The organism is Shewanella sp. A32 (assembly GCF_029167175.1).
Classification (GTDB): Bacteria; Pseudomonadota; Gammaproteobacteria; order Enterobacterales; family Shewanellaceae; genus Shewanella; species Shewanella yunxiaonensis.
In genome coordinates this window covers 79,476-99,464 of record NZ_JARFTS010000002.1, presented here as the reverse complement: position 1 = coordinate 99,464, position 19,989 = coordinate 79,476, and the positions used below count along the sequence as shown (strand labels likewise).

Genomic DNA, 19,989 nt, shown 5'->3' with positions numbered 1-19,989 from the left:
TCAGGCGCCCACGGCACCAAAACGTACCAGCACGTGCCACAGCAGTTTGAACTGCTGTAATAATTCCGCTTCGTTACCCAGTCCACGCCAACGTTCTGGTTCACGCCGCACCGAGACTTCTGCTTCACCGAGAATTGCTGGCGTCAACAAGCCATCCCGGGCGACTTTGGCAGCCAATTGCGGCATAGAGGCCCCTCGGAAATCTGCCGGCACGTCGGCCGCTTTCATCACAAAGCCCTGATGCCAGCAAAGACGCAACTGATAGCGATCACACAGACGTTGCATTAACACCTCGATCGCGGTGTCTTTATACGAGGGGTCTGCCACCAGCACATCCATGTCCTGCGCCAACGATAATTCGCCGTGACACTGCGCTTCAATGTAATGATCCAGATCCCGGCTCATTGGCCGCAAAAAGCGGGCGTCAACACCACGGGGCAACTCGTCACACAAATAGTCCACCAAGGCGGGCGGTCGTAGTGCATTAACGCCCAAAGCCGCGTCGCGTTCAAAAGATTCGTTGAACAACGCCGCGAAAACATCTTCAAAACAGGCAAGAGTGCCCTTTGCTCGCGGTTCGCGACAGGAGTCTAGGTAGCAGAAGGTACATTGGCTCAGCAGTTCCGGCGATGACAGCAGATAACAACTGCCAAAGCGCGCTGAAGGACCACTCTGGTGTAAACCGATATCCAGTGCACCATATTTTGGCCGCAACTTGGCACCGACATAACAGTGACCGAAAAGCTGGTTTTCCCAGTGATCACGGGCACCGCCAAGCTGCGGTGACAATTTGCCATTAGATACGCGGGTTTCAAACTGGCTGCGATACTCGCCATCAGACAGCAAACCGGCGATCACCGGCCAACCGCGATAATCGAGACGATCGGGATGAAAATGAAAGGCAATACGACCATGTTGCGCTAAATTCAGCAGACCGTGATTGAGTCTGGGCGTGGCAATCGCGGACATCTGCTGCACATTACGGATCAGCCCGATAGCGTTATCCCGCCGAGCCTGTGCCTGAGTGCCGATAAAATCAATTGCTGTCATTGCCCTTATCCTTTGGTTGCAACAGCATCAAGATACTGCAAATTTCCGGGTATTGGCAGCCTGAACTGTGATCTGGTTCAGCAAGCTGACAGCCGCGGATGAATTATGCGCTGCTCATGGTACTACCAGCGCTTTTGCTGTACACTTGCCGCCCGCCTGAAATGGCTCCAGCTTCCGGCTTACATGCCACCTAATTGAGACTATTGCATGAGTTTTGCCTCTCTTGGCTTATCTACCCCGATTCTAAATGCGGTTATCGAACAGGGTTACAACGACCCGACCCCGATTCAACAACAGGCGATTCCCGCCGTGCTGCAAGGCAATGATGTCATGGCTGCCGCGCAGACCGGTACTGGCAAAACGGCAGCGTTTACTTTGCCCATTTTGCAACTGTTGAGTGGTGGCGTGCGACCTAAAGCCAATCAAATCCGTACACTGATCCTGACACCTACCCGGGAACTGGCGGCACAGATTGCTGACAATGTCCGCGATCACGGTAAAAACCTTAGTCTGCGCAGTGCGGTGGTGTTTGGCGGAGTTTCCATTAATCCACAGATGCTGGCACTGCGCCGCGGCGTGGATATTCTGGTGGCAACCCCGGGACGCTTGCTGGATCTGTATCAGCAAAACGCCGTCAAATTTGACCGTCTGGAAATTCTGGTGCTGGATGAAGCCGACCGCATGCTGGACATGGGCTTTATTCACGACATCAAAAAAATCCTGGCGTTACTGCCTGTGAAACGGCAAAACCTGCTGTTCAGCGCCACTTTCTCCGATGATATCCGGGCACTGGCCAAGGGGCTGGTAACCAATCCAACCGAGATTTCGGTAACACCGCCTAACAGTACTGCCGAGCAAGTCACCCAAACCTTATATCCGGTTGATAAGTCGAAAAAAACGGCGCTGCTAATCCAGCTGATCCAACAGCAGCAGTGGTCACAAGTACTGGTATTTTCTCGAACCAAACACGGTGCTAATCGTCTGGCTAAACAGTTGGAGGCGGCACAGATCAGCGCTGCGGCGATTCACGGCAATAAAAGTCAGGGCGCTCGTACTCGCGCGTTGGCCGATTTTAAAAATGGTGCAGTAAAAGTGCTGGTCGCTACCGATATTGCGGCACGCGGCCTGGATATCGACCTACTGCCACAAGTGGTGAATTTTGATCTGCCTAACGTGGCCGAAGACTATGTACACCGTATTGGTCGTACCGGCCGCGCCGGAGCCTCTGGGCATGCCGTATCACTGGTCTGTGATGAAGAATTGAAACAACTGGCTGATATCGAAAACCTGATTGGACAGCATATTCCCCGCGAAACAGTTGCGGAATTTGCGCCTAACAAGCCGCTACAGGAAACCCGTTTGCGTGCTAATGGCCCGAAAAAGCCCAAGAAACCGAAAAAGCCCAAACAGCCAAGAGAAGCCCAAGCAGGCGAAGCCACTGCTGAACGTCCGGCAAAGACCAAACCACCCCGCCATAAACCGGCCAATGATGGGCAACCGCGTCCCAATGCGCCCAAGCCTGGAAAACCCGGCGAACAACGGCGGCCATCAGGTAATCGCAGTGGCAATAATCCCCGCCGCAGCAATCACAATCCCGCCCGAGACTGATCGCCAGCGAACAAGGTGTTGTCCCGAGTTATCGGGGCAATACCTGATACATCAATAACCAATGACGGGTAGTTCTCAGCGCAACAAGGCCGTATCCAGCAGTGTTGTCTGTTGTTGCTGTTGGTACCAGTTATTGAATACCAGTGACAGTTGCGTCACCGCATGACAACCAAAAGCATAGTCACGATATTGCGTCAGATAATCCAATAGTCGCTGAGGTTGCTGCAATGGCGCGTTAAAACGCACTAAAGTGGCATGAGCGGTGGCGATTTTGTAGCGACTGTCGATACTACAAGGCAAACCGGAGTCACGGTAGGCTTGACGCAAGCGTTGTCGAAGTTGCGATAACTGGTCGGTATCAGCCACAAAGCCTTGCAACAAAATGCAGCTTGGTGATGCGGTAATTCCGCGAAATACCACCTCGAAACGCTCTACCTCTGCCAGAGCCTGCTGAAATACCTCACAGTAGGCAGCAACGTTAAGATCCCGCAGTTGCAATCCAGCAATGCAGGAGATAATCGACAACATCGTCAAATGCATATCCGCAACTGGCTGCCGGTATTGCCGCGGCTCCAATTCGCTAATGCCTTGTAAAAACTGATTAATCTGTTGCAACAGCGGCACACTCGACTGCAGATACGACAGCGCCGTAATCCCGCGCCTGTCATCGGCGGGATTATTGATGAGGGCGTCAGTCTGATAGTTGCCGCTGCCAATGGCGGCGGTGGCCTGTTGCCACATGCTTTGATAAATTGCCTGCATTACTTAATTGTGATCCAATCAATCGGTATGTTTATACATCAACGCCGAGAAAATACTTCACCGCATAACCAATAAAGAACGAGATAATTGCTACCCCGAAGGTGATCGATGACATCTCTATCACGCGGCTTTTAAAACTCAGATCTTTGGCAACAGAGATGTAAAAGGTGTACAGCACAATCGCAATCAGTGCTAACGCAAACATCAGCGACAATGCCGCTAGCATCGATTGCAACACAAAAAATGGCAGCACCAGTATCGCCGTGGTGATGATATAGGACACTCCGGTATAGGCTGAATACGACAATGCGCTGATATCCGGATTGGGATTTTCTTTCGACTCCAGATAAGCCGAGCCTGCCATCGACAGCGAGGCGGCAATCCCCATGATCAAGCCAGTTGCCCCCACCACCAGCGTTTTATCAAATGCCAGCGCAATACCACTGAGCGTCCCGGTCAGTTCCACCAGGGCATCATTCATCCCCAAGACGATGGCACCGGTATACAGCAGCTTTTTGTCATGGAGCATATCGATCAGCTCCAGTTCATGGCTGACCTCTTGATGATAAATCGTCTTTGCTTGCGGATAGGTATCGAATAACTCTTTATAAAACTGCTCCGCTCCAAGCTCTTTTTTCTCCAGACTTTTCAGCGCAAAAGAGGTGCCGAGCAGTTTCACCAGAAAGACATACCACATCACCAGCCAGTTCTGTGGCGCTAATTCCCGTTGTGTAATGCCCACCCAAAACTGGTAATGCTGCTGTTCTTCTCTGGCAATTTTTTCAAAGATTTTCTTGTTCTTATCTTCCTGTTGCAAGGCGGCCAACACGGTATAAATAGTGAAATCATTAATTTCATTCTGTTGTTGCCGCAGCGCTTTTTGCAGGTCGGCCTGGCTGAATCCCTGAGTCATCTCGTTCACCAACGCGTAGTTTCATTTACGTACTGCGGTTGTAAACCCCTAAGTCACAACCTGTCAGCGTTATAGTCTTGATTTTGAGGCGAGATGGCAGAGAGATAAAGCGCCTTTGTACAAAAAGGCGCTTTAGAGACCATATTATGCGACTTAGGCCTGCGGCGCAGGGCCTTTAACCGCAATAACAAAGTCATCCGGGCGGAGGTATTGTGCATAGGCCTTGCGGACGTCTTCTGCTGTCAAACGGAAATAGGCTGCAGCGGCTTTGGACATGGCATCCAGTGGTTTACCTTCTATCGACAACTGCAACAATTGCTCAGCAATCCCATCGAAGCTGGATTCACCCAAAGGGATCTGTCGCAGCATAATGCCTTTCGCTTGCTTCAGTTCGGGTTCAGTCACTGGCGTTTGCTGCATCTGTTGCAGATTTTTCACCACCAGCGCCTTAGCTTTCATCACTTTGTCAGGATCACAGCCATAATAAACCCGATAGGTACCACGATGTTTATCCAGCGAAAAACCGGAAGCGACGGTATAAACCAAGCCATTTTTTTCACGCAGATCTTTCACAAAACGCGAGGCATAAAAACCACCGCCGAGCACTTCGTTCCCCAGATTCAGCGCAAAGCGCGCCGGGGCATTCTCGGTGACGGGCACGGTCTGCACCAATGCAACACTGTCCTGCACGGCTGACTTATCCGGCGTATTAAACTGCGCCGCCTTATTGTTCGGAACCGCGGGATAATCAACATTCGGTTTAGCGCCGGTGCTATGCCAGCTTCCAAAATACTGACTGACGACCTGTTTTACCTGTGCCGGGTTCACATTACCGACGACTACCAGTGTGGTCATATCCGGACGGAAAGTCCGCTGATAATACTGAGTTACATCCTGATAAGTCAGCTGCATCAAGGAGTTCGGTGTTGGATGTCGCAGACTCGGGTCGGTCTTAGGATAAAGCGCCTGTAACAGATGTTGACGATTCAGATAATCGGGCGACTGCAACTCCCCGGCAGTACTGGAGGCTTGTTGCTGCTGCACAATCTTAAATGCCTGCTGTGGCAACGCCGGATGTAGTTCGTTATCTGCCAGCAATTGCATACCTTGGGTGAAATTTGCCGCAGGAACCGACAGCGAAAAGCTGCTGCCCGCCACCGCCTCAGCCGAAATATTATCCAGCGCCTGCTGATACTGCAGGCGATTGAGATCTTGTGTACCAAAGCGGAATAAACCGTCGAGAATATCGCTGATCCCTTCCTGTCCTGCTTTAGCCTGCATATCCTCATTGGTTTTCACTTCACCAGTCACTAACACTGTATCGCTGACGGTTTCCGGCTGAACTATCACCCGTAAACCGTTAGGCAAGGTGAAATCATCAGGATGCAAATCGGAGCTTGGCACCGACAGCTTGGCGAACGCCTGCTGTGCCCAATCGGGCAACACCACCGGTTTATCGGGTGCACTACTGAAGTTTTCCGCCCCCCCAAAACCCTTGCTGGCAACTGGCTTACCGGAACTCTGCGGCGTTAAGGTAGTGCTGATCATCGCCTCCGTCTTAAAGGTCCGTGCGGCTAACGCATTGACTGCCGCGGGTGTGACTGCCGCAATGGCATCACGAATAGCATCCGGAGATGTCAATCCTTGTTCAACCAGCGCATCAGACCAGGCGTTTGCCAGGCCATTGACCGAGTTTTTGGCAAATTCCAGACTGGCGATGGCATTTTGTTTTGCCGCTTTGACTAATGCAGGGTCAATCCCCTGCGTAGCGGCGATATGCAGAATACTGTCGATACGATGCCCCAGTTTGATGGCGTCGGCTCCCTTCGGGAAAATCCCGATGGCGTAGCCAATCCCGGCATGAGGCAGGAACTCGGTGTCGAAGCCTCCTGCCAGCGCACTACCATCCATTCCCATGCCATACAGAGCGGCACGTTGAGAACCCAACGCCTGACTCAACACCAGCGCAGTAGCATATTCACTGGAGGTTAATCCAGGCATACGAAACGCCCGGATCTCATACCCATAAGGCGTGTCGGTATCCAGACTAATCTGTTTCGCTGTTACCGGCTGAAAATGGAATGCTGCTTTCGGTGGTAATGCCCCTGCCGGAATATCACCAAACAACTGTTGCACTTCTGGCAAGACTTGCTGCGGGTCAACATCACCGGCGATCACCAACACCGCATTGTTGGGCACATACCAGGTATCACGAAACTGCTTGAGCGCAGCGGCAGTGGTTTTATCAAAAGATAGCCGCGTTCCTAAGGGGGAATGCACATAAGGGGTACCAGCGAACAACGACTGACGAATGTCGGTCATCGCCTTAAATATCGGACTGGACATATCGCTGGAGACTTCCTGCTCAATGGCACCGCGCTCATCGTTCCATTCCGCGGGGCTCATATCCACACTCTTCATCCGGATGGCATGAATACGCAACGCGACATCCAAATCCTGCTTGGGCACCGTGAAAAAGTAGCGGGTCAAATCCTCACGCGTTTCGGCATTGAAATGGCCTCCCATATTGGCTGCCAATGCGGAAATCTGATCTTTGTTCAGCCCCGGACTCCCCCGGAACATCATATGCTCCACCGCATGAGCGGTACCCGGAAAGCCATCTGGCACTTCATTGCTACCGACCAGGTAATTCACCTGCGTGGTGACTACCGGTGCCAATTTATCCTGAACAATCACCACTTGCAGGCCATTTTTTAACGTGGTGCGGGTGATTTCCTGATGTTGCTGTTGAGCCTGTGGTTGAACTGCGGCCAGCGTTGGAAAGGTAACGGAGCCAAACGCCAGCGCGATGGCTACCGCTAGTCTAAGTGATTTATGCATAACTCTTCCTTTATGGGAACTGATGCAGAATAGGGAGGTGAAGCACCAGTTACCGTACCGTATTTGGTGGTGACCACGTTTAGGTTTGATGCAGACGGTTGCTGCGGACACTCTGTCACCACAAGACGCTCACGCACTGGCTTAAGGGGTAAGCAACAACTTACTCACGGCACGACCCAATATCGCCGCATCTATCGCTATCTCATTCGGACCTATTTCACTGCATTCACAAACCAATGAAGATTGTTTTAGGTCCATGTTATCTACGACCAATACAATCGCCGTCAGTTCAGCCAAGAAAAAATTTGTTGTGATTTCTAAGGTAAAGGCGCGCCGGTTAAATAAAAAAAGCCCGGGTCATCATGCCCGGGCTTCAATGCCAAAATTGCTGCGGTTAGTAGCCGACAGCAGCACCTTGTGGCCGACGTGCATCGTTAGCGCCGTAGATATAGCCTTCACGGATTTTACCGGAGACAGAAGCATCGCTGACGTTAGAGTGTTCATCACCGCTGACCACGCTGGGTAAACCGATCATAATTGCTTCCGCAGCCCCCCACTGGCCTTTTTCAACCATGTTGTAGCCACGTTCTTTGAGGATTTTCAGCGTATCAGGTGAAATACCACGCTTTTCATAGAGCACAACATCAGGCAACCACTGCTGATGAATACGTGGTGCATTCACAGCTTCCTGTAAGTTCATCCCATAATCGATCACGTTCATCACGGTGTTCAGGGTGATGGTGATGATCAATGAACCGCCTGGAGAACCAACCACCATAAAGGTTTTTCCATCTTTGGTGACAATGGTAGGCGACATAGAGGATAGAGGCCGTTTGCCCGGAGCAATGGCGTTAGCCTTACCCTGTACCAGACCGAACATGTTTTTCTCACCGACTTTCGAGGTAAAATCATCCATCTCATCATTCAGCCAGAAACCATAACCTGGAGCCATCACACCGGCACCAAAGCGACCATTGATAGTGTAAGTGGTCGACACTGCATTACCGGCCTTATCCAGCACCGAGTAGTGTGTGGTCTGCGGCTTTTCATGAGGAGGCACCCCTGCCGCTAATTCACTGGAAGGGGTGGCTTTTACTGGATCGATAGTTTTACGGATCTCAGCGGCATATTCCTTACTCAGCAATTTCTTCATCGGGACTTTCACAAAATCTGGATCGCCAAGCAGACTGTTACGGTCCACAAACGCATGACGCATCGCTTCAGCAGTGAAGTGAATAGCGTCTGCAGAACCATAGCCCATGGATTTCAGATCGTAGCCTTCCAGAATATTCAGAATTTGACACATGGTGGTGCCACCTGAGCTTGGCGGTGGGGCTGATATAAAGTCATAGCCACGATAAGAACATCTGACGGGTGTACGTTCCTTAGCCACATAGTTGGCAAAATCTTTGGCTGTTAAATAACCCCCATTGGCTTTTGAGGCTTTCTCGATTGCTTTAGGAATATCGCCTTTATAGAAGGCATCCGGGCCATTTTTCGCAATTTTTTCCAGTGTGTCTGCCAATGCAGACTGCACCAGCCGATCGCCCGGTTCTAACGGCGTACCATCCGCATGCAAAAAGATTTTGGCAGCCTGTTTGTCACCACGCATCTTGCTTAAGCTGGAGTCGATCACATCCGTATCACCGCGAGTCAGGACGAAACCTTCACGCGCCAATTTGATCGCCGGCGCCATAATTTGTGCGCGAGTCAGTTTGCCTGAGCCATATTTGGTCAGCGCCAATTCCATACCGCGCACCGTACCGGGGACGCCTACTGCGCCCCAACCTAACGTGCTGGCATGTGGAATAAGATTGCCGTCTTTATCCTGGTACATCTTGGCACTAGCAGCTGCCGGCGCCATTTCACGAAAATCAATAAAGTGATCCGAGCCATCAGCAAGATGCAGTGTCATAAAACCACCGCCACCGATGTTACCGCAGCAAGAGTTGACCACCGCCTGGGCATAGCCCACTGCGACAGCGGCATCTACGGCATTACCGCCCATTTTAAGAATTTCTACCCCGGCTTCTGAAGCAAAACGCTGAGAAGACACCACCATGCCATTTTTGGCTTCAACAGGTGGTAATGAGGCAGCAAGAGAGTACGTAGTAACGAAGGGCGAAATAGTGGACAAAGCCAACAGCGAAGCCTTTAACAGGCGTTTTTTATAATACATTCCTTATTCCTGGCATTGATCTCAGATAGCCAACCCTATGGCAGTGCGTTCAAAATAGCAATAAGCCATTATTCATTTAAACTGTAAATGGCAAAATCTACTTAATATCTACAGCTAATCCACCAAATTTTTAGTGATCATTTAGCTTTTGAAACGATTGGTTAGTGCACTGCCGTTGGTTAAATGAACGAATACACATTACCTTAGTGCCTGACCGCTGAGTTTTCGGTTTCTCGAAAATGGCAACAAAACTCATTGGCAGAGAAATGCACGGTGTTGGACCAAAGTCAGGCTTGTATTTGCCGTCGGCAAATGAGTAAGTTGGATGCTAGATCCTGTCTATCAAAGTGAGAAAAAGGACGCGCCATGCCAACACAATATCCTATAGCCGGTGGTTGTGACTGTGGCTTTATCCGCTATCAACTGCAGTGCCAGCCTTTAGTAGTCCATTGCTGCCACTGCACTTGGTGCCAGCGTGAAACGGGTTCCGCTTTTGCACTCAATGCCATGATTGAATCTGATCAGGTGGAGTTATTGAGTGGTGAGCCAATGATTGTTGACACCCCGTCCGCCAGCGGTCAGGGACAGCAGATTGCCCGCTGCCCAAAGTGCCAAGTCGCGCTGTGGAGCCACTATGCGGGTAGTGGTCCACTGACAACATTCGTGCGCGTTGGCACCTTAGATACCCCGCAGCAGTTGCCGCCGGATGTACATATTTTTACTTCGACTAAGCAGCCCTGGGTACTATTGCCGGAATCAGTGCCAACTTTTGCCGAATATTACGATCGCCAGCAGGTGTGGCGTGACGACAGCTTAAAACGCGCAGAAATACTGCGACCCAAGATCAAAGCGTATCGACAGTCGCTGAATAACGCGTAATTACAACCGCGCTTCGCTGCGACGTTGGTATTCAGTGATCATGCCGTTAAGACCATTCTGTTCATAAGGGCGTAAACCACTGAGCACCATAGTTTTACGACCAGTACCTACCTGCTGCTCACCGCTCAGCAATGCAAACTCTAACAACACGTCACCGCGCTTGCCATCGACCTGTAACTGCTTGTTGACCAGTTCCAGTGTCATCTCTTCAAATGCCAGGATGTCTAATTCAAAACTCATGGTTTCATAAATAACCAGCGGCCGTTCCGGGTTAATCATCACCTGATATTCCTGCATTAGCGGCACCAGCACATGAATAAAATTGAGACCGGAAAACGCCACATAACTGCGAATAAAGGCTTCCAACTGCTTTTCACAGTATCGCTGCTCGCCTTCGCGGCTTACTTTCAGATAGCTTTTGCCCTTTTCGTCTTCGATGCACACCTGCTCACCACAAGCATCGGGGAAATGCAGAGGTACTGCATCGCCAACCATACCTTCAAAGCGAAATTGCATCTTGCTACTGAGCCCGTACTTATCCAGCACTAAGGCAAACAGCAGATCTCCAGGAACGCAAAAACGCTTGGCATCTTCATCATGTAAGGGGTTAAAGTCGCCGGCAATATCCTTGGCAAAGTCACTAGCCTGTTTACGGCTGATTACAATGTTATTATTTTCTTTTTTAAAATAATTAGTTAGAAACATCTATCGTCAATACTCTATTGCTGGCTGGTGTGATTAAACGGGAAACTGCCGCACAGTCTATACGCAAACAGCAAAATAACTCACCCGATGACTTGGCCAACCGCCATTACTGCAGTATCGAGGGAGTACCAACGGCCTCGGGGGCCAGCAATTGCAGAGTGGCAAATTCTCGATATAACGGGCTTTGTTCCAACAGTTGCGGGTGAGTCCCACTGGCAACTAGCTGCCCTTTCTCAAACACCAAAATGCGATCCGCGTTTAATACCGTCGCTAACCGATGCGCAATCACTAAGGTGGTGCGCCCGGCCATCAGTCGGTCTAAGGCCTTTTTCACCATCACTTCACTGACCGCATCCAAGGCACTGGTGGCTTCATCCAGCAACAACAAAGGCCGATCTGCCAGGATTGCACGGGCAATAGAGATCCGTTGTTTCTGACCGCCAGACAAGCGCACTCCGCGCTCTCCCAGATATGTGTGGTAGCCATCGGCAAATTCACGGATAAATTCATCAGCATGGGCGGCTTCGCATGCGGCAATGACTTCAGCCTCACTTGCTTGTGGACGTCCATAACGCACATTTTCCAGCACACTGTCCGCAAAGATCACCGACTCCTGAGGAACCAGCGCAAACTGGGCACGCAACTGTGTTAGCGAGACTTTTGAAATATCCACACCGTCCAGGGTTATAAACCCCGATGTGGGCAGGTAAAAACGTTGCAGCAACTGAAACAGGGTGGTTTTACCGGCACCACTTGGGCCGACTAAGGCGACGCGCTCTCCCGGTTTCACCGTAAAATTCAGTTGCTTCAACACTGGATCTCCCACCTGATATGCAAATTGCAGATCGTGAGCGGCCAATTCCCCGCTAAGTGGTTGTGGTAAGGGTAGCGGACTGAGCGGCTCCTCAATCGTGACCGGAGTATTAGCCAGCTCTAACAACCGCTCCGTCGCCCCGACGGCACGTTGGATATCGCCCACGACCTCACTGATAGTCGCCACCGCGCCTGCCACCATCACAGCGTAAAACATGAAAGCAGAGAGTTGTCCGGCAGAAATCCGTCCCTGCATGACATCATGCGCCCCCACCCAGGTAACAAAGACAATGGCAGCGATACTCAGTAACATCACGCCAGAGATCAGCAGTGCCCGATAATAAATCCGGCCACTGGCCGCTTTTAACACTTCAGCCAAATGCTGGTCAAAACGCACTTTATCGCTGGGTTCATGCCCATACGATTGCACGGTATGGATCTCGTGCAAGGTTTCATCCACAAAGGCACCTAAATCCGCAACCTTGTCCTGACTGCTACGAGCCAGCCGCCTAACTTTACGTCCGAGCACACCAACCGGCACTAATACCAACGGCACGGCCAGCAATACCAAGGCGGTCAGCTTCCAACTGGTCACGCCCATCATTACCAGCCCCCCAATCACAGTGACAGATGAACGCAATGCCATCGACAAACTGGAGCCGACAACGGTCTGCAATAAGGTGGTGTCGGCGGTAAAGCGAGAAATCACCTCACCGGTGCGCAATCTGGCAAAGAAATCGCGGCTTTGTGACAACAGCTGTTGATAGACTAAACGACGGATATCATTGCTGACTTTTTCGCCGAGCCAGGTCATCAGATAAAAACGGCAAAAGACTGCGGAGCCGCTTACAGCGGTAATCGCCAAAATAAACAGAATAATTTGGTTGAGTCGTTGTGGATTTCCGGCAGCAAAGCCCTGATCCACCATCAGCCGCACCCCCTGCCCTAATGACAGCCAGGCTAACGAGCCGATAAGCAAACATACCAAGGCCGCGATGACACGCCAACGATAAGGCTTAAGGAAACTAAAAATCCACGGCAGCACCTTGGCAGATGCCGCACTATTGCTTAGGACTGTGGCATCATCGCTGCCAGAATATTGTTGGTCGGACAAACTACTCATCCCGCTGATAAATCCTGAGATGATTGTCGCGGTAATTTGCGCTGGCGTCCAGCAAGACGGCAGAATGGCAGTATAATGACGAGCAACGCCAAACTTATGGAGTGGTTATGCCCACTAAAATGCCTATTTCGGTTGAAACGCAGGAACAAGCACTGCAGATTGCGCGCGCGACGCAGAAGCCTGGTCAAACTAAAGAACAGACCAAGCTGATTGCTCAAGGCATAGAAAAAGGGATCGCTGAATATAAAAAGCAGCAAAAAGCCAAGGCCAGAGAACGCGACAGATTAGCCAAAAAACTGCGCGCCAATAAAACAGCACTAGCCGATGACGACATCGCGGAAGTTACCGAAATAGCTCCGTCCACTGTCCGCGTGTGGCTGCCTTGGGCATTACTGTTATTAAGTTGGCTGATTTTCGCTGCCAGTTGGCTGTTTTAAGCTTTAGGCAACTGTAATATCGACTCGATCTGAACTAAATGAGTCCCCACCCAGGCGCTGTTAACCGGTCCCCAGGTTTTGATGTGATAGTGGCCGGAGTTGTTGCGCCCGCCATCCTGTACAAATTCCACCGCAATACCAATATCACCAAATGCGGCAATAGCGTCCTGCAGCGTGCGTCGAGGCATCCCGGTTTGTTTCTGCAATGACAACAGGTTGTGCTGCTGATCATCGATAAGATGAGCCAGATAAAGTTTTCGCAAAAATGCTATTTGTTGTTTGGTGACATGCTCAGACTGCAACATACACTTGATCCGCTGTGTGCGCCCCAAAAGGCTGCGCCAACATTTTGTTATAAGTTCAATCGACTAACGCTAATAGATAAGACACCTGAAATACAAGCGCAAAGTTCACACAGCAAGCGCTGGCTCACACCGATACGCACACTCCCTCCGGCAATATGATTGCCGGTAAAGATAGGTTATAGCCGTGACTGCCTGGCGTGGAACCGTGGCGTTAATCCGCGGCTCCATCCACATTCAAGCTACTTCACTACCAGCACAGGGCATGTTGCCTGATTAGCAATATCTTCCGATACGTTAGTATTCAGAAAATGGCTCAGGCCGCTACGACCATGGCTTGCCAGTACAATCATCCCAACATCCGCGTCTTTGGCTTCGGTTAAGATCTCTTCTACCGGATCACCACGACGAATGATGGTTTCGACATGCAGCGAAGTATCCAGCTCTGCCAGCAGCTTGTGCATACTCTCTGCCGCAGCTTTTTCCATGCTCTCCGCCAACTCTTCCGGTGTTACCACCAGCAGTTGGTAGCTAGCATCTGCCACGGGCTGATCCACAACATGCAGGATACGTAATCCCACTTTGTAGTGATTCGCCATATCAATGGCGTATCTGAGAGCATGAGATGCCGTATCAGAAAAATCTGTCGGCCATAGGATATCTTTATCGCGCATCATGACCTCCTTGCGGGATTGTTTCCCAGAGTATCAATTGCAAGGTTGCCGCCGAGACTCCGTCTGGCAACTACCTAGTTTTGGGTTGCTATTTACTCCTGCAACCAGACCACGGCCTCCTGCCGATCATTGAAAAACTTCACTTCCGAAGGCGTAAACCAGTCAGCCATGCGGGCCATCCATTCGTGCCAACCACGATTACCTAAAATGGCGATCTTTTTAAACTCCCGGCCATGTTTCAGTCCCAGTTTCAGATCATCCCACATTGCTCTGGCTTCCCAGCCATCCATCTCTGTTACATCCATCAAGGCAAAGATCTGCGGCTGAACAACACCGCCAATCGCAGCTTCAAGTACCGGCACCATATACTCATAATCGTCATGGGTCAGCGTACCGGTTGCTTTGATAAACAGCACAAAGTCATCTCCGCCATAGTTCTCAATACCAACGGAAATTCCATGAACTTTCATATTCATAGTCAACTCCTTGTACGCCGGTTTTGCAACTTCTATAAGTATAAGTCTAGTCAGCGAACTGTGCGTTTTCCGTGATAAAGATCAACATCATTTCGCGGTTGTCAGCTCACTGGAACTGTCTTAGCATGAATCCTGTCAGACGGGCTAAACGGGCACTAGGACATGGACTCATCTAACGCTTCCAGCTCATCAGAAACTACACTGTTCCAGATATGGCAACGCCAGCAACAGGCGTTTCAGGCGTTGCCTGTTCCGTCCTTAGCACAACGTCGTGCAACCTTGGGGGCGTTAAAAAAGGCGCTGTTAGCCGCATATCCGCAATTACTCATTGCCATGAGCCAGGACTTTGGTCACCGCAGTGAATACGACAGCCTGCTGGCCGATGTAGTGCCGGTACTCAACAACCTCAAGTATTGTCAACGCCAACTGCCGCGATGGATGCAACCACAGCGACGCCACAGTGGACTGTTATTGTTCCCCAGTAAACTGCAAGTTCATTACCAACCTAAAGGCGTGTGCGGCATTATCGTGCCCTGGAACTTCCCGGTCATGTTGTCACTCAGCCCTCTGGTGGCGGCGTTAGCGGCAGGCAACCGGGTAATGTTGAAGCTTTCTGAATTTACCCCGCACACCAATCGGGTACTAAGGCAACTGCTGGCACAGGCATTTGAGGAATCCCAGGTAGCGGTGATCGAAGGCGATGCCAGCGTCGCCGCTGAATTTTCAGCCCTGCCATTTGATCACTTGCTGTTTACTGGCGCGACTGACGTTGGTAAAGCCGTCATGCGCACCGCCGCTGCCAACCTGACGCCCGTCACCTTAGAACTTGGTGGCAAATCACCCGCAATCATCGCTGATGATATGCCAATATCTCTGGCGGTTGAGCGGCTGTTGTATGCGAAAACGCTCAATGCCGGACAGACCTGTGTGGCACCGGATTATGTGCTGTGTCCGCATGCCAAGGTGGCCGAGTTTATTAAGTGTTGGCAGCTCAAATTCAACCGTATGTACCCAGATTTTGCCCACAACGCTGATTACAGCTTTATTGTTAACGAGCGTCACCATCAGCGATTACGAACACTGTTGAATGATGCTCAGGTGCAGGGAGCTCAATGTGTACCAGCATTAGGCAGTCTTGAGGCACTAACACAATTGCGCAAATGGCCTACAGTGTTACTTACCGAGGTCTCTGACAACATGGCCGTGATGCAACAGGAGATCTTTGGCCCGTTATTGCCGGTTATCGGTTACCAATCCTGGGAACAAGCACTGCGTTACATTCAACAAAAACCGAGACCGTTAGCGCTTTATTTACTGACGTTCGATAAACAACGACAACAACAGTTGTTACAGCAAACTCATTCTGGCAGTGTCTGTATTAATGATGCGCTATACCATGTAGCGGCAGACGATGCCCCCTTTGGTGGTATTGGTCCCTCAGGTATGGGGCATTACCATGGCAGGGAAGGCTTTCTTGAGTTTAGCCATGCCCGCACAGTGCTAAGCAAAAAGCGCGTCAACCCAGCAAAATTGATGCAACCACCCTATCATCGTTGGTGGCAAAAGCTGTTGCTGAAGTATCTGCTACGTTAATTGGAGTTTCATGCAGGCATCCAGCAGCCGCTGATAACCAATAAAGTGGACGAAATCTCGCAATAGTTGCGAGAAATAACTAAAGATAACGTGATTAATTATATAATTGATTGAAATTTATCGTTTATATACGGCATCTGCGTTGCTTAATATCCATTGTAGATAAAAACAGGGAGTGAACCATGGGACCGTTTGAAGTGGCGGTTGTCGCCATTGTATGTGGCATCATCTATAAGATTGCCAACACGTATCTGCAACATAAAGGTGCTTTCGCAGCGGAGCAGGAGCTGACCCAAATGCGTGAAGAAATGAATGAGATGAAACAACGTCTCATCACGTTAGAAAGCATTGTTACCGATGAAAGCTATCAGCTTAAGCGCAAAATCGACGATCTTTAAAATTGCGTCACGCCAGCAAAATTCAGCAAAGGCCAGTTATATATGGTGTTGCCGACGATACCATCGGCAACAATTATGATTGGCTATCAGGCTTACGCGCCTGTTCCAGATCCCGGCACAACTGCTCCAGTCCCACCAGCAATCGCGGTGTTGGCCGCTGCAGTAAATCCGCATCAATAGTGTAAATTTGCTTGTACTTGACTGCAGGGATTTCGGGCCATTGCTGCCAGTTAACAGTCTGCGGATTACCTGCTTCGGCAGTGAGAATAATCACCTGTGGCTGGCGTAACAGCACCGCTTCAAGACTCACCTGCGGATAAGCGGTGACAGCATCAGCAAACACGTTTTCTCCATGACAGACCTCTAGCAGCTGCTGCATCCAGCTTCCTTTTGCCACCGTCATCAATGGATTCGACCATAACTGATAGAAGACCTTTACCGGTGTTTTATCCACATTTTGCTGCCGGATAGCTTGCAGTTGCTGTTGGTAAGCAGTTGCTGCTTTTTTAGCTTCTGCGTCATGCCCCGTAAGCTTGCCCAGTTGCAACAGCTCGGTGGTCACATCCTGCAATTGTCGAGGCTGGCTGATATACAGATTCAGACCCAATTCTCGCATTCTGGCAATATCCTGGGGCTGATTACCATCGCCCCAGGCCACGACCAGGTCTGGAGAAAGCGTCAGTAGTTTATCAAGCTGAATACCATAATTACCGCCAATACGCGGAATCGACTTAGCCGCGTCCGGATAATCGGCAAAATCCGTGGTTGCCACTATCGCATTACCGGCGCCAATGGCATACAGCAGCTCCACAATATGCGGCGACAATGCCACAATGCGCTTAGCTACAGGGTCCTTAGCCGATACCGGCAGCACACAACAACCCAACATCAGTAGCAGCAGTAAAGATTTCATCGACATCCTTTGCCCAACAGTTAGCCAGAACCCTATTTTGGGGAAGAGATGGGACAGTATAGTGAAGCAGAACAAAGATCAACGCGTAGAGACGTGAGCATCATTGCAAGGCGTCAGGCGACAAACACAAGTTGTCGCCTGCATACCGCGACCGCTATAACTTAAAGTGACCTAATAACGATTTCAATTGCATCCCCAAAGATGCTACGCCCTCAGTTGCCTGCGCAGTTTCTTCAGATGCTTGTGCAGTTTGTTCTGCGATATCGCGAACTCGGACAACACTTTGATTGATATTTTCCGCAACCGCGCTTTGCTCTTCCGCAGCGGCGGCAATCTGATGGTTCATATCCTGAATTTTGGCAACGGCCCTGGCGATATCATTCAACATATTGCCCGCATCGCGTGACAAACCAACGGCCTCATCACTGAGTTCGCGGCTGCGATCCATCTTCTGCACTGATTCCTGTGTGCCATGCTGCAGGTTAGATATCAGTTTTTCAATCTCTTCGGTGGATGCCTGGGTACGGCTAGCCAGACTGCGCACCTCATCGGCGACCACTGCGAAACCACGCCCGGCTTCACCCGCGCGAGCCGCTTCAATCGCGGCGTTCAGCGCCAGCAGATTCGTCTGTTCTGCCACAGATTTAATCACATCCAGCACCGAACCTATGTTGTCACTCTCAGCCTTTAACTCCGACATCGCTTCAGCGGTACTCGCAATTTCAGCCGATAGCCGCTCGATATGTCGCACGGCCTCAGCCACTTTTTTATTGCCGGTTGAAGTCACAGTATCGGCCTCGATTGCCGCCTGCGCGGCCTGCTCGGCGTTACCGGCCACCTCTTGCACAGAGGCAGTCATTTCATTGATAGCTGTCGCTACCTGATCGGTCTCGCTACGCTGACTTTGCATGCCGGCACTGTTCTGTTCTGATACCGCCGATAACTGTTCTGCCGAACTGGCTAATTGCACCACACTGCCGTCAATCTGCCCCAACACATCTTTTAGGGTGTCATTCATTTCCCCCATGGCGCGCAGCAAGGTTCCTAATTCATCCTTGCGTTCACTGCCGATACGGTGAGTTAAATCGCCATCAGCAATCCTTCTGGCAGCCGTCACGGTCAGGTGTAACGGATTAACGATTTGACTTGAAATCAACAATGAGCAGCCAATGCCCAGCAACAGCACCAGTACTGACACAACAATCACCAGCATTTTTGCCCTTGCGCCATCAGCAAGGCGTTTAGCTGACTGTGAATCAACCAGACCGGTCACACTGGACAGCAATACAGTAGCATCTTGATCCAAGGTAGATTTAACATTCTCAATTTGCTTGTCCACGGCAACTAGCTGGTCAAGTTTGGCGGTATAGTCATCAAGCGCAGTCAGTGCATTACTCAGCAAAGTTTGCTGTGCAGTGGGAACCGACAATGTTTTACCTTGTTGCTGGATATTGCTGATCTGCTGTTTTGCGCCATCAAGGTTTTTCTGCGAGGGTTCAAAAATATAACCGCGCACGTAGTAACGCATCATGGCCACTTGCTGGTTTATCTGAGACGCACCGATGACGACTTGCCAATCACCGGTTTGCTGTGCCTGTTGTGTCAGCTGTTGCTCCACCTGCGAAAAATTATTGATAACAGCATTACCCGTCGCCACCCAGGTTTTACGCAACTCGGCTCTATTAGTTTTGAGTTGTTTAACCTGATTAAACCCATTTTCATAGTGGCCTAAGGCGGATAGTGCATCGCTAATGAGTTTCTGATCCGCCACATCCAGATAGAACTTGGCTTCTTGAGTCAGTGTTTGTCGTGTCTTTTCGACAAGAGAATCAAATTGTTGTAAATCCGTTTCATTACCAGTTTGTAGAAAGTCCTGACGGATAATTTTAGCCTTGTACAGGGTATCAGTCAGTGATGAGGCAATTGCCACTTTATCGCTACGATCAATCATCATCTGGACACCACTGTAACCCATCCCGGCGACGAAAAATGTCAATAACAGTACCAGGCCAAACCCCAGCCCTAATTTTTTCGATACAGCAATGTTATCTAATAAACGGGTCAGTAATCTCATAAACAATATCCCTTTGGCTGGCAGTTATCCTTTGATGGAGGGAACTCACTGTGTTAAACAAAACATGTTTATTATTAAAAATTACAACTTATTAACTGAGGTAAACGTCACACTCTAGTTTATGGAGAACAAAGAGCGTGACGAATTAGTCTCAAGTATAACGAATAAAAATTAACCGCAAGGTAACTATGAAATCTTTATCGGCTGGAGCACGGTAAAACTGTAGTAGGTAAGAGTAACTTGCGGGTA

17 protein-coding genes are annotated in these 19,989 nt (G+C 50.2%); 5 read left to right on the top strand and 12 right to left on the bottom strand.

Features of this window, described 5'->3' with window-relative positions:
• Positions 1 to 1,050, bottom strand: a complete 1,050-nt coding sequence (locus tag PY479_RS02390; protein WP_275482760.1) for a DUF3626 domain-containing protein — start codon at positions 1,048 to 1,050, stop codon at positions 1 to 3.
• A gap of 207 nt (positions 1,051 to 1,257) precedes the next feature.
• Between PY479_RS02390 and PY479_RS02385 the strand changes: the two genes are divergently transcribed.
• On the top strand, positions 1,258 to 2,658 hold the full coding sequence (locus PY479_RS02385) for a DEAD/DEAH box helicase (RefSeq protein ID WP_275482759.1): 1,401 nt from the start codon (positions 1,258 to 1,260) through the stop codon (positions 2,656 to 2,658).
• Between the two features lie 75 nt (positions 2,659 to 2,733).
• Here PY479_RS02385 and PY479_RS02380 read toward each other — a convergent pair whose 3' ends face one another.
• The 4 genes from PY479_RS02380 to ggt form a co-directional block, all read right to left on the bottom strand.
• Entirely contained in the window at positions 2,734 to 3,420 is a 687-nt protein-coding gene (locus PY479_RS02380) for a 2'-5' RNA ligase family protein (protein WP_275482758.1), read from the bottom strand.
• A 31-nt stretch (positions 3,421 to 3,451) separates the two neighbouring features.
• Positions 3,452 to 4,333, bottom strand: coding sequence for a VIT1/CCC1 family protein (locus tag PY479_RS02375; RefSeq protein WP_212595484.1), 882 nt, complete (start codon positions 4,331 to 4,333; stop codon positions 3,452 to 3,454).
• A gap of 153 nt (positions 4,334 to 4,486) precedes the next feature.
• Positions 4,487 to 7,174, bottom strand: a complete 2,688-nt coding sequence (locus PY479_RS02370) for a pitrilysin family protein (protein ID WP_275482757.1) — start codon at positions 7,172 to 7,174, stop codon at positions 4,487 to 4,489.
• A 394-nt stretch (positions 7,175 to 7,568) separates the two neighbouring features.
• Positions 7,569 to 9,353: a gamma-glutamyltransferase gene (ggt, locus tag PY479_RS02365; RefSeq protein WP_212595482.1), complete on the bottom strand. Its 1,785-nt coding sequence runs from the start codon at positions 9,351 to 9,353 to the stop codon at positions 7,569 to 7,571.
• A 366-nt stretch (positions 9,354 to 9,719) separates the two neighbouring features.
• On the opposite strand from ggt, the gene PY479_RS02360 reads away from it, so the two are divergent.
• Positions 9,720 to 10,232 carry a GFA family protein gene (locus PY479_RS02360; protein ID WP_275482756.1) on the top strand — a complete coding sequence of 171 codons (513 nt, stop codon included), beginning with the start codon at positions 9,720 to 9,722 and terminating at the stop codon, positions 10,230 to 10,232.
• Here the strand turns inward: PY479_RS02360 and PY479_RS02355 are convergent, their stop codons facing one another.
• A complete protein-coding gene (locus tag PY479_RS02355; protein ID WP_275482755.1) occupies positions 10,233 to 10,937 on the bottom strand; it encodes a DUF3581 domain-containing protein in 705 nt (234 codons plus the stop codon).
• A gap of 106 nt (positions 10,938 to 11,043) precedes the next feature.
• On the bottom strand, positions 11,044 to 12,873 hold the full coding sequence (locus tag PY479_RS02350) for an ABC transporter transmembrane domain-containing protein (RefSeq protein WP_275482754.1): 1,830 nt from the start codon (positions 12,871 to 12,873) through the stop codon (positions 11,044 to 11,046).
• A 107-nt stretch (positions 12,874 to 12,980) separates the two neighbouring features.
• Between PY479_RS02350 and PY479_RS02345 the strand changes: the two genes are divergently transcribed.
• On the top strand, positions 12,981 to 13,310 hold the full coding sequence (locus PY479_RS02345; protein ID WP_228730407.1) for a DUF2956 domain-containing protein: 330 nt from the start codon (positions 12,981 to 12,983) through the stop codon (positions 13,308 to 13,310).
• Here PY479_RS02345 and PY479_RS02340 read toward each other — a convergent pair.
• From PY479_RS02340 to PY479_RS02330, 3 genes are all read right to left on the bottom strand, one after another.
• Complete coding sequence (locus tag PY479_RS02340) at positions 13,307 to 13,615, bottom strand: winged helix-turn-helix domain-containing protein (RefSeq protein WP_275482753.1); 309 nt, start codon at positions 13,613 to 13,615, stop codon at positions 13,307 to 13,309. The two genes, PY479_RS02345 and PY479_RS02340, sit on opposite strands and share 4 nt — an antisense overlap.
• A gap of 239 nt (positions 13,616 to 13,854) precedes the next feature.
• Complete coding sequence (locus tag PY479_RS02335) at positions 13,855 to 14,286, bottom strand: universal stress protein (protein WP_212596499.1); 432 nt, start codon at positions 14,284 to 14,286, stop codon at positions 13,855 to 13,857.
• Between the two features lie 92 nt (positions 14,287 to 14,378).
• The gene (locus PY479_RS02330; RefSeq protein ID WP_212595436.1) at positions 14,379 to 14,762 is read right to left on the bottom strand and encodes an STAS/SEC14 domain-containing protein; all 384 of its coding nucleotides are present in this window, start codon (positions 14,760 to 14,762) and stop codon (positions 14,379 to 14,381) included.
• A gap of 162 nt (positions 14,763 to 14,924) precedes the next feature.
• Between PY479_RS02330 and PY479_RS02325 the strand changes: the two genes are divergently transcribed.
• Both PY479_RS02325 and PY479_RS02320 read left to right on the top strand, forming a co-directional pair.
• Positions 14,925 to 16,355, top strand: coding sequence for a coniferyl aldehyde dehydrogenase (locus PY479_RS02325; protein ID WP_275482752.1), 1,431 nt, complete (start codon positions 14,925 to 14,927; stop codon positions 16,353 to 16,355).
• A gap of 182 nt (positions 16,356 to 16,537) precedes the next feature.
• Positions 16,538 to 16,753, top strand: a complete 216-nt coding sequence (locus PY479_RS02320) for a hypothetical protein (protein WP_212595434.1) — start codon at positions 16,538 to 16,540, stop codon at positions 16,751 to 16,753.
• A 73-nt stretch (positions 16,754 to 16,826) separates the two neighbouring features.
• Here the strand turns inward: PY479_RS02320 and PY479_RS02315 are convergent, their stop codons facing one another.
• Both PY479_RS02315 and PY479_RS02310 read right to left on the bottom strand, forming a co-directional pair.
• Positions 16,827 to 17,666, bottom strand: a complete 840-nt coding sequence (locus PY479_RS02315; RefSeq protein ID WP_275482751.1) for a cobalamin-binding protein — start codon at positions 17,664 to 17,666, stop codon at positions 16,827 to 16,829.
• A gap of 154 nt (positions 17,667 to 17,820) precedes the next feature.
• Complete coding sequence (locus tag PY479_RS02310) at positions 17,821 to 19,740, bottom strand: methyl-accepting chemotaxis protein (RefSeq protein ID WP_275482750.1); 1,920 nt, start codon at positions 19,738 to 19,740, stop codon at positions 17,821 to 17,823.
• Positions 19,741 to 19,989: the final 249 nt, after the last annotated feature.

Coding starts and splice junctions, on each gene's coding strand:
- PY479_RS02335 (WP_212596499.1), bottom strand. CDS start 14,286: ATGCGCGATAAAGATATCCTATGGCCGACAGATTTTTCTGATACGGCA.
- PY479_RS02320 (WP_212595434.1), top strand. CDS start 16,538: ATGGGACCGTTTGAAGTGGCGGTTGTCGCCATTGTATGTGGCATCATC.
- PY479_RS02360 (WP_275482756.1), top strand. CDS start 9,720: ATGCCAACACAATATCCTATAGCCGGTGGTTGTGACTGTGGCTTTATC.
- PY479_RS02350 (WP_275482754.1), bottom strand. CDS start 12,873: ATGAGTAGTTTGTCCGACCAACAATATTCTGGCAGCGATGATGCCACA.
- PY479_RS02330 (WP_212595436.1), bottom strand. CDS start 14,762: ATGAATATGAAAGTTCATGGAATTTCCGTTGGTATTGAGAACTATGGC.
- PY479_RS02340 (WP_275482753.1), bottom strand. CDS start 13,615: ATGTTGCAGTCTGAGCATGTCACCAAACAACAAATAGCATTTTTGCGA.
- PY479_RS02325 (WP_275482752.1), top strand. CDS start 14,925: ATGGACTCATCTAACGCTTCCAGCTCATCAGAAACTACACTGTTCCAG.
- PY479_RS02370 (WP_275482757.1), bottom strand. CDS start 7,174: ATGCATAAATCACTTAGACTAGCGGTAGCCATCGCGCTGGCGTTTGGC.
- PY479_RS02390 (WP_275482760.1), bottom strand. CDS start 1,050: ATGACAGCAATTGATTTTATCGGCACTCAGGCACAGGCTCGGCGGGAT.
- PY479_RS02385 (WP_275482759.1), top strand. CDS start 1,258: ATGAGTTTTGCCTCTCTTGGCTTATCTACCCCGATTCTAAATGCGGTT.
- PY479_RS02315 (WP_275482751.1), bottom strand. CDS start 17,666: ATGAAATCTTTACTGCTGCTACTGATGTTGGGTTGTTGTGTGCTGCCG.
- PY479_RS02345 (WP_228730407.1), top strand. CDS start 12,981: ATGCCCACTAAAATGCCTATTTCGGTTGAAACGCAGGAACAAGCACTG.
- PY479_RS02310 (WP_275482750.1), bottom strand. CDS start 19,740: ATGAGATTACTGACCCGTTTATTAGATAACATTGCTGTATCGAAAAAA.
- PY479_RS02380 (WP_275482758.1), bottom strand. CDS start 3,420: ATGCAGGCAATTTATCAAAGCATGTGGCAACAGGCCACCGCCGCCATT.
- ggt (WP_212595482.1), bottom strand. CDS start 9,353: ATGTATTATAAAAAACGCCTGTTAAAGGCTTCGCTGTTGGCTTTGTCC.
- PY479_RS02375 (WP_212595484.1), bottom strand. CDS start 4,333: ATGACTCAGGGATTCAGCCAGGCCGACCTGCAAAAAGCGCTGCGGCAA.
- PY479_RS02355 (WP_275482755.1), bottom strand. CDS start 10,937: ATGTTTCTAACTAATTATTTTAAAAAAGAAAATAATAACATTGTAATC.